We start from the raw sequence: 9,176 nt of genomic DNA, 5'->3' as shown, positions 1-9,176 counted from the left end.
GACAGGATGCTCCAGACGAGATACCCCATGAGGATGCTGAAGACGGCCTCCGGCATGACGCCGGCGAACACCTGAGCGGCGATCGCCAGCGCGACGCCGACGAACAGGTCCTTCGCCGCGGAGCCGAGGAGCTTGCCGCGCACGGCCGGGTCGCCGTCACGCAGACCGGTGCCGCGCCGGATCGCGACCGGCACGCTGACGACGCCGATCAGCGCGGCCAGGCCGATCGGCCCGAGCGCGACCGCCGCCTCCGGCAGCGTCGGCACCGAGAAGCCGAAGCCGTAGATGTCGGCCATGACCCTGGTGAACACGCCGTAGAGCAGCAGCACGGTGACCACCGACTCGACGACCACCCAGATCGCGGCGGCCCGCACCACCGGCGGCGGCCCCCAGGCCCGCGGCGGCACGGGCGGCGCCCCGGGTGGCGGTGGACCGGCACCTTGGTTCTTGACGCGGTACTGCAGGAACGCGATGACGACACCGAAGATGCCGGCAATCGACGCCAACACGCTGAGGAGTTGATCCAAAGAGTCCATCGGAGCACTCCATTCGGACGGAATGGTGTGGAGACCCCAGTGTCGCCAGCGCTCCGACCAGGCAGAAAGTGAATTAGGGCCGGTTGCCCGAAAGTACTCCGAACGCCGCCCCCGAGTTCGCGAACGGCGGCCCGGCCGAGCAGCCGGGCCGCCGTCCCTTCGGAGGTGACCGCTATGCGACCGCCTCCACCGCCGCGTAGTAACCGCCGCGCTGCCCGGCCGCGTTCGGGTGGTACGACTCGTCCACCGGCCAGGTGATGCTGTTGAGCCACCGCGCACCGGACGCGCAGATCTCGTGCCCGGCGAACGCCGACCGACCGTCGACGAACGTGAAGCCGAACGCGCCGGCCCGGCCCCTGATGACCTCGGCGAGCACGTCCGACGACTGGTTGATGGCCGCCCGCTTGGTCTCGCTGAGACCGATCGAGCAGCTGCCGTTGAGCTGGTAGATGTGCGGGTAGCCGACCACGACGACGCGTGCGTTCGGCGCCCGGTCGCGGATCTGCGTGTAGACCGCGTCCAGCCGCGCGGGCAGCTGGTCGCGGGCGTAGGTCTGCGCCTCCTGGTTGCGGGAGACGCAGCTCGAGTCCGAGCCGAGGTTGCAGTCGGTCATGACGTCGGCGAACCCGGCGTCGTTGCCACCGACGGAGATGGTCACCAGCGAGGTGTCCGAGGTGAGCGAGCCGACCTGGTTGTTGATGACGTCCGTGGTCAGGGCGCCGGAGCAGGCCACGAACACGAAGGAGGACGGGGCGTTCGCGTTGGCCCACAGCTGGGCGTACGCGTTGGCGCTGCGCTTGCAGCTGCCGCTGCTGCCGTAGCTCCCCGCGCCCGTGCCGGACGAGTAGGAGTCACCGAGCGCGACGTACTTCCCGGCCAGGGCACCGGGATCGGCGGATGCGGGTGCCGCGGCGAGAATCGCCACGGCTGTGGTGAGGAGGGCGGGCACGAGGGAACTGGCGATGGAACGGAGACGCATGATTACCTCCGCTGCAGGGATTCAACGTTTCACCATCATTACCAGTAAGTAACAAGGTCTCGGATTACGTCGTTAGTAGTTCACGCTTACCAGTTGGCATTTGTGAACGTCCGCTAACCCCGGTGGGTACCATGGCGCGATGTCCAGCCGTCGCGAGCAGATCCTCGCCGCAGCAGCGGAACTCTTCGCCAGGCACGGGTTCCACGGAGTCGGCATCGACGAGATCGGCGCGGCGGTCGGCGTGTCCGGACCCGCGCTCTACCGGCACTTCCGCAGCAAGGACGCCATGCTGGGCGAGATGCTGACCTCGATCAGCGACGACCTGCTCGCCGGCGGCCTCGAGCGCCGGGAACGCACCGAGGACCCGGCCAAGCTGCTCGGCGAGCTCATCGCGTTCCAGGTTGACTTCGCCCTCGACAACCCCGCGCTGATCAGCGTGCAGGAACGCAACCTCGGCAACCTGACCGACCCGGACCGCCGGCGGGTGCGCGCCCTGCAGCGCCGCTACGTGGAGGTGTGGGTGCAGGCCATCCGCGACAGCTCGCCGAGCCTCACCGAGCCCGCCGCACGCGCCGCCGCGCACGCCGTGTTCGGACTCATCAACTCCACCCCGCACATCCGCCACCTCGGTCGCGACGGCATGGCCACCATGTTGCGGGACATGGCGCTCGGCGCGCTCGCCAACGCCACTGGTGATACCGGCGACCGCACCGAAGATGATCAAGATTCCGCGATCACGTGAAGGACCGCGATGTTCATGGTCCATCCGGGTGACCGGTCGCCATTGGCCTGCCACGTCTCGGTAGTGTTTCGTTTACCGATCGATTCAGACCAAGAGGTGGACGGTGTCACAGCAGACCAACTGGGTACCAACCTCGGTTGACCTGGAGAAACCCAGTGCGGCCAGGGTCTACGACTACGTGCTCGGTGGCAACCACAACTTCGCGGTTGACCGTGAGTTCGTCAAGCACCGGGACAAGGTGGACCCGAAGTCCCGGCAGTTCGCGATCCAGAACCGCGCCTACCTGCGCCGCGTCGTGCTCCACCTGATGGAGCAGGGCGTCCGCCAGTTCCTCGACCTCGGCTCGGGCATTCCCACCGTCGGCAACGTCCACGAGATCGCCCAGCAGGTCGACCCGTCCGCCCGCGTCGTCTACGTCGAGATCGAGCACGTCGCCGTCGCGCACAGTCAGCTCATCCTGGAGGACAACCCCAACGCGGTGATGGTGCACGCCGACATCACCAAGCCGGGCCTCGTGCTGAACGACCCGGCGACCCGGGCCACCCTCGACTTCGCTCGTCCGGTCGGCGTCCTCGCCATCGCGATCGGCCACTACGTCCTCGACGACCCGGAGAGCGTGTTCGCCGCCTACCGGGAAGCCGTCGCGCCGGGCAGCTACCTGGCGCTGTCCCACCTCACCGACGACTTCCGCGACATGTCCGAGCTCACCGAGAACATGCGGCGGACGCAGAACGCCGTCCGGGCGCGGAGCCGGGACGAGGTCCTCCGCCTCTTCGGCGACTGGGACCTGGTCGAGCCGGGTCTCGTGACGACGTCGCAGTGGCGTCCCGACCGGGAGACCAACCACCCGGAGGACGCCGGCAAGCGTGACGGTCTGTACGCGGGAGTCGCCCGGAAGAAGTAGCGCGATCGGGTAAGAGACCCGGGGTAGCGGAACTCCGCCCGCCGCCCCCGGCACGACCGCTCCTGAGCGCAGTACTCGACGATGGACCAGGCAATGGCCGAACCAGGCGTGATCCTTCCCCCGGTACACCGGCGGGAGGAGCTGGCGCGCACCTGGACGCGGTCGGCCACCTCCGCCTCCTACATCCCGCGGTCGGCCGACGACATCGAGGCGCTGCTGCTCGAGCTGGTCGACGAGCTGCTGGCGATCCTCGGCGCGGAGAAGTTCTCGATGTCGGCCGGTCTGCCGATCGGTCACCGGCTCGTCAGCGAGGGCTTCATCGACCCGACCGCGCTCACGGCGACGGTCGCGGCGCTGTCCGAGGGCCTGCTCGCCGACGTCGCGCCGACCCCGGACAACGAGCTGGCGAAGCGCACGATGTCCCTGCTGGGCGCGGTGTCCGCCGGCTACGCGGACGGCCTGCGCGCCTACACGCTGACCCAGCAGGAAGAGGTCAAGCAGGCGCTGTTCAACGCCGTGCTGCGGGCCGAGCACAACCTGCGCGGCACCGAGAACCGCTTCCGCGAGGTGTTCACGTCCTCGGCGACCGGCATCGCGATCACCAAGCTCGACGGCATGTGCATCGAGGCCAACCCGGCGCTCGCCGGCATCCTCAACGTGAAGCAGGACCGCCTGCCCGGCCGGCTGCTCACCGACATCTTCCGCGACGAGGCCTCGGGCGACGTGATGGCGCCGTACCGCCGCATCCTCGACGGCGAGGTGGCCCGCGTGCACGAGCACCGCAGGCTGCGCAAGGAGGACGGCGAGGTCGCGTGGGTGCTGTTCGCGATCTCGCTGCTGCGGGACGGCGCGGGCGACCCGGCGTACTTCGTCACGATGGCCCAGGACGTCACCGAGCTGCACCTGCTGCAGGACCGGCTCGGCCACCAGCTGCTGTACGACGCGCTGACCGGCCTGGCGAACCGGCAGTGCTTCCACACGAAGCTGGAGAGCGCGCTGGAGCGCGCCCCCCGGGACGGCACGATCACGCTGTGCTGCCTCAACCTCGACGCGTTCTCCCTGGTGAACAACAGCTTCGGCCACTCGGTCGGCGACCGTCTACTCCAGACGGTCGCCCGTCGGCTGGAGGAGGTGATCTCCGGCGAGAACGCGCTCGTGGCCCGCATCGGTGGCGACGAGTTCGCGGTGCTCGTCGAGGATTCGCCCAAGACGCCGGACATCGGCGAGCTGATCGGCATGCTCACCCGCGAGCTGGAGGACCCGGAGTACATCGACGGCCACGGCTTCGCCGTCGGCGCGAGTGTCGGCGCGGTGCGAAGACAGGCGGCGAACGGCCTCACCGCGGCCGAGCTGTTCCGCGCGGCGGACACCGCGCTGCGCAAGGCGAAGACCACCGGCAAGCGCCAGTGGGCGAAGTTCCACGAGGCGGAGGACCGGGCAGCGGGCGACCTCGCCCGGCTCGCCGCGTCGCTGCCCGCGGCGTGGGAGAACGGCGACCTGGCCGTGGGCCTCCAGCCGGTCGTCCGCCTGTCGGACCGGGAACCCGTTGGCGCGCGGGCGGTCCTCACGTGGGGGGAGGCCGACCACACGACCATCCTGCGGCTCGCCGAGCGCACCGGCTGGTCCGTCCACGTCGGACCACTGCTGCTGCGCGACGCCTGCCGGCGGTTCGCCGGCTCCCCCGGTGTGCTGCGGGTTCAGTTGACCCGCAACCAGTCCGCCGACGCCGACCTCGTCCGGGCGGTGCACCGGGCGCTGGCCGACAGCGGGCTCGCCGCGGACGCACTGGAGCTGTCGCTCGACGTCGGCGCACTGCTGGACGAGCTCGGTGACGCGCGGGACAACCTGGAGGTGCTGGGTGACATCGGGGTGCGGGTCGGCCTCTGCGGCGTTACGGGTGGCCCACTGGACTTCGAGCTGGTGAGCGACACCGGCGTGCGGTCGGTGACGCTCTCGCCGGCGCTGGGTTCGGGTTCTCCCGTGCTGGCGGCGGAAACCGCGCGTACGGTCGAGGTGTTCTCCTCGTTCGGCGCGACGTCCTCCGTACTGGACGTGCCCTCGGCCGAGGCGGCCGACTGGTGGGCGGCGATCGGGGTGGCCACCGGTCAGGGTGGAGTTTTCGTCACACACTGAGTGCACCGATCGGCGCGCTCCTGTTGGAAGATGTTGTGGTGGGATCAGAGCATTCACGGACGGTCCAGGCCGCGAGCGCGGCGCTGATCGCCATGCGGGCCGGGGTCGACGAGCCGACCGTGCCGGACGACGATGCCAGAGACGTGATGCTGCTGCTGTTCCACGAGTGCAGTTCGATGGTGTCCGCGCTCAGCAGCGGCGGCATGGCCCCGGTGAAGATGCAGGTGTTCGACAACGCCGGCAACGAGGTCCCCATCGACGAGGCCGACCCGCCGGTGCGCACGGCCGTGCGCGTGCTGCTCGCGGAGGTCCACGGGGACAGCGAGGCCGCGCGGGCGCACATCGAGATCGCACTCGCCTCCGCCGCGCCCGAGGAGATGGACACCCTGATGGTCCAGGCCCTCCGGTGGACGATGCGACTGTCCGAGGAGTGCCGCAACCGCGACCTGCCCGTCGCCGACTGGATCACCGCCGCCCTCTTCTAGCCGGACCCGCTCCGCCTGATCGATCCGATCGCCCGTGCCGATCGGCAGACAACGGCCGCCGAGACCGCCGCCCTTCGCGCACTGGTCGACCGGCACTCCGGCTGAGACCATCAAGCCCGTGATCACCGTGCAGGGCCTCGTCGACCGGGTGGGACCGACGCTCCTGCACACCCGCCTGCCCGGCCGTGGCGGGCACGTCACCGACGTCGTCATCGCCGAGCCGGGGCGTCGCGACCCCATCGGGGAGGGCGACCTCGTGCTCGGTGTCGGCCTGCACAGCACCAAGGACGCGGCCGAGCTGGTCCGCTACTGCGAGGGCGCGGCCGCGGTGCTGCTCAAGCCACCCCTCGCCGTCCGCGCCGCGGTCCGCTCGGCCGCGCAGGCGACCGGGGTCGCGCTGGTCGAGGTCAACGTGGCCGCGTCGTGGGCGCAGGTCGTGCTGCTGCTCCGGTCGGTCCTCGACGCGGCGGCCGACGAGTCCGACGAGCACCACGACGCCGAACCCGGCCTCGGCGACCTGTTCCGGCTGGCCGACGCGGCGGCCGCGGTGATCGACGCGCCGGTCACGATCGAGGACGCGAACTCACGCGTGCTCGCCTACTCGGCCCGCCAGGACCGCACCGACCCGGCACGCGTGTCGACGATCATGGGCAGGCGGGTGCCGGACGACGTGCTCGCCCGGTTCCGCTCCCGCGGCGTGTTCCGCGACCTGTCGCGCGGCCGCACGACGATCTTCGTGCCCCACCAGAAGGACGGGACGCTGCCGCGCCTGATCGTGCCGATCCGGATGGGCGGGGAACTGCTCGGTTCCATGTGGGCGGTCGTGCCCGGGCCGGTGGCCGACGAGCGCGCGTCCGCGTTCGCCGACACGGCGCCGGTCGTCGCGCTGCACCTGCTGCGCCGCCGTGCCCGCGAGGACGCCGACCGCAGGCGGTCCGCCGAGCTGGTCAGGACGGTCCTGGAGGGCACGGGCAGCGTGCGGCTGGCGGCGGCCGAGCTGGACCTGCCGGACGAGCCGCACCGGGTCGTCGCGATCGCCATCCGCACGCCCGACCCCCTCGGCGCGGAGGGCATGCGGCTCGCGCTGTGGGAGCGGATCACCGCCGGGGTCGGACGCCGGCCGGCCGTGACCGAGCTGCGGGACGTGCTGTACGCCGTCGTGCCGGACGGCACCGGCTGGCCCGCGCTGCGGCAGGCCCTGACCGGTGAGGAGGGCCCGCTGGTGGCGGCCGGTCCCCCGGCGGCGGTGACCGAGCTGGCCGGTTCGCGGGCGCTGGCCGAGGAGATGCTGAACCTGCTGCGCACCGGGCTGATCGCCGGACCCGTGGTGAGCCACGAGGAGGCGTGGACGGTCCTCGCGCTGCACCGCTCGGCGACGGGTGCGCTGGCCGCGGGCGCGACCGAGTTCGGCCCGCTGGCCGTGCTGACCGCGCACGACGAGCAGTCCGGGACCTCCTACGTGGACACGCTGTACGAGTGGCTGCGCCACCCCGGCGACCCGCGTGCGGCGAGCAGGGCGCTGCGGATCCACCCGAACACGCTGCGGTACCGGATGGCGAAGCTCGTGGAGCTGGTCGCCGTGGATCTGGAGGACACTGACACCCGGTTGGCACTGCTGGTCCAACTGGCGGCGGTGCGCTGGGCGTAACTGTGCCAGCAGCACTACAGCGAGGCTCATGTCTGGTGCTAGCGCCACGATGACACTGACTTATTGTTATCTCATTGTGGTGTTGGACACCCAGTTGGCCCAGCGCAGACGATCGCTCCGCGAGCTGCGCTCAGTCGCGGAAGGACGCTCAGAACGTGAAGATCGCGGTTCCCAAGGAGATCAAGAACCACGAGTACCGGGTCGCGCTGACCCCGGCTGGGGTGCACGAGCTGATCGCCCACGGGCACGAGGTGTTCGTCGAGGCGGGCGCCGGTCTCGGGTCGGCCATCCCGAACGAGGAATACCTCGCCGCCGGCGCGAAGGTCCTGGCCAGTGCCGAGGAGGTGTGGGCCGAGGGCGAGCTGGTGCTCAAGGTCAAGGAGCCCATCGCCGCCGAGTACCCGTTCCTGCGGCGTGACCAGGTCCTGTTCACCTACCTGCACCTGGCCGCCGACGAGCCGCTGACCAGGGCGCTGCTCGACGCGGGCACGACCGCCGTCGCGTACGAGACGGTCCAGACCAGCAGCGGCGCGTTGCCGCTGCTCGCCCCGATGTCCGAGGTCGCCGGCCGACTCGCGCCCCAGGTCGGGGCGTACGCGCTGATGAGGCCCTCCGGCGGGCGGGGCGTGCTGCCCGGCGGCGTGCCGGGTGTGGCGCCGGCGCGCGTCGTGGTGATCGGCGGCGGCGTCGCGGGCCTGAACGCGGCGACCATCGCGGCCGGCATGGGCGCGGACGTCCAGGTCCTGGACACCAATGTGGACCGGCTGCGCCAGATCGACGCGCAGTTCCGCGGTCAGCTGAAGACGGTGACCTCCAACCGGTACGCCATCGAGCAGGCGGCGAAGGAGGCCGACCTGGTCATCGGCGCCGTGCTGGTGCCGGGCGCCCGGGCACCGAAGCTGATCGGCAACGACCTGGTCAAGGACATGAAGCCGGGCTCGGTCCTGGTGGACATCGCGATCGACCAGGGCGGCTGCTTCGAGGACTCCCACCCGACGACCCACGCGGACCCCACCTACGAGGTGCACGACTCCGTGTTCTACTGCGTGGCGAACATGCCGGGTGCGGTGCCCAGGACGTCGACCTACGCGCTGACCAACGTGACGCTGCCGTACGCAGTGTCCCTGGCGGACAAGGGCTGGCACGAGGCACTGAGGACCGACAAGGCCCTGGCACTGGGTCTCAACACCCACGCGGGCGCCCTGACCAACGAGCCTGTGGCAAAGGCCCACGATCTGTCACACACCTCGTTGACCGAATTGGTCAACTAATCAACACGACCCGGAAACGGGAAACTGCAGACTGCACGAAGAAAGAGCATCGGCCACAACAAAAACCGACACCCTGTCGCGAATTCGCGACAGGGTGTCTCCCGTTCCGACGAACACAATGCACCCACCCCCACGAACAGACCGAACGAGATCACGAAACCCCGCCACCCACACCCCCTAACCTCGATCTCAGCTCCAAGAGCAACCAACAGAGGCTCCCCAAAGCACCCCGCCGAGCCGCGACCCCGGCAGCCGCGGAGCCCCACCAAGTGCCCACTCAGGATCAGACAAGACACCAAGCACGCGACCGCACCCAACCTGCCCACTCTGGACCAAAAGCAACACAGGCAACGACACCACGGATGCCACCCGACGCCCCTGAACCGAACCGACACAGCAACCGCCCCACAAGGGGCACCGACCCAACCCCCACGCCCCGCCCCCGTCCCACACAGGATCGACAGCAACGCGGACAACG

8 protein-coding genes are annotated in these 9,176 nt (G+C 70.2%); 6 read left to right on the top strand and 2 right to left on the bottom strand.

Annotated elements, in window-relative coordinates; genetic code table 11:
* Positions 1-536, bottom strand: a 536-nt coding sequence (locus ACJ73U_RS11120) for a hypothetical protein (protein WP_407777487.1), incomplete at its 3' end; no start/stop codon positions are given.
* 172 nt (positions 537-708) lie between these two features.
* The gene (locus ACJ73U_RS11115; protein ID WP_407777486.1) at positions 709-1,515 is read right to left on the bottom strand and encodes an SGNH/GDSL hydrolase family protein; all 807 of its coding nucleotides are present in this window, start codon (positions 1,513-1,515) and stop codon (positions 709-711) included.
* Positions 1,516-1,654: 139 nt separating this feature from the next.
* On the opposite strand from ACJ73U_RS11115, the gene ACJ73U_RS11110 reads away from it, so the two are divergent.
* From ACJ73U_RS11110 to ald, 6 genes are all read left to right on the top strand, one after another.
* Positions 1,655-2,257, top strand: a complete 603-nt coding sequence (locus tag ACJ73U_RS11110) for a TetR/AcrR family transcriptional regulator (protein ID WP_407777485.1) — start codon at positions 1,655-1,657, stop codon at positions 2,255-2,257.
* A gap of 103 nt (positions 2,258-2,360) precedes the next feature.
* Positions 2,361-3,161: an SAM-dependent methyltransferase gene (locus tag ACJ73U_RS11105; protein WP_407777484.1), complete on the top strand. Its 801-nt coding sequence runs from the start codon at positions 2,361-2,363 to the stop codon at positions 3,159-3,161.
* 93 nt (positions 3,162-3,254) lie between these two features.
* Positions 3,255-5,294 (top strand): diguanylate cyclase domain-containing protein, encoded by a 2,040-nt coding sequence (locus tag ACJ73U_RS11100; RefSeq protein ID WP_407777483.1) that lies wholly within the window; start codon positions 3,255-3,257, stop codon positions 5,292-5,294.
* Positions 5,295-5,386: 92 nt separating this feature from the next.
* Positions 5,387-5,779: a hypothetical protein gene (locus tag ACJ73U_RS11095; protein ID WP_407777488.1), complete on the top strand. Its 393-nt coding sequence runs from the start codon at positions 5,387-5,389 to the stop codon at positions 5,777-5,779.
* A 118-nt stretch (positions 5,780-5,897) separates the two neighbouring features.
* Positions 5,898-7,427: a PucR family transcriptional regulator gene (locus tag ACJ73U_RS11090; RefSeq protein ID WP_407777482.1), complete on the top strand. Its 1,530-nt coding sequence runs from the start codon at positions 5,898-5,900 to the stop codon at positions 7,425-7,427.
* A 155-nt stretch (positions 7,428-7,582) separates the two neighbouring features.
* The gene (gene ald, locus ACJ73U_RS11085) at positions 7,583-8,698 is read left to right on the top strand and encodes an alanine dehydrogenase (protein WP_407777481.1); all 1,116 of its coding nucleotides are present in this window, start codon (positions 7,583-7,585) and stop codon (positions 8,696-8,698) included.
* Positions 8,699-9,176 lie beyond the last annotated feature (478 nt).

The organism is Actinophytocola sp. (genome assembly GCF_045807065.1).
Lineage (GTDB): Bacteria > Actinomycetota > Actinomycetes > Mycobacteriales > Pseudonocardiaceae > Actinophytocola.
This window is presented reverse-complemented; position numbering and strand designations above follow the sequence as displayed.

Bases quoted from the DNA above. Each gene is read 5' to 3' on its own strand.
- ACJ73U_RS11100 (WP_407777483.1), top strand. From the start codon at position 3,255: ATGGCCGAACCAGGCGTGATCCTTCCCCCGGTACACCGGCGGGAGGAG.
- ACJ73U_RS11095 (WP_407777488.1), top strand. From the start codon at position 5,387: ATGCGGGCCGGGGTCGACGAGCCGACCGTGCCGGACGACGATGCCAGA.
- ACJ73U_RS11110 (WP_407777485.1), top strand. From the start codon at position 1,655: ATGTCCAGCCGTCGCGAGCAGATCCTCGCCGCAGCAGCGGAACTCTTC.
- ACJ73U_RS11115 (WP_407777486.1), bottom strand. From the start codon at position 1,515: ATGCGTCTCCGTTCCATCGCCAGTTCCCTCGTGCCCGCCCTCCTCACC.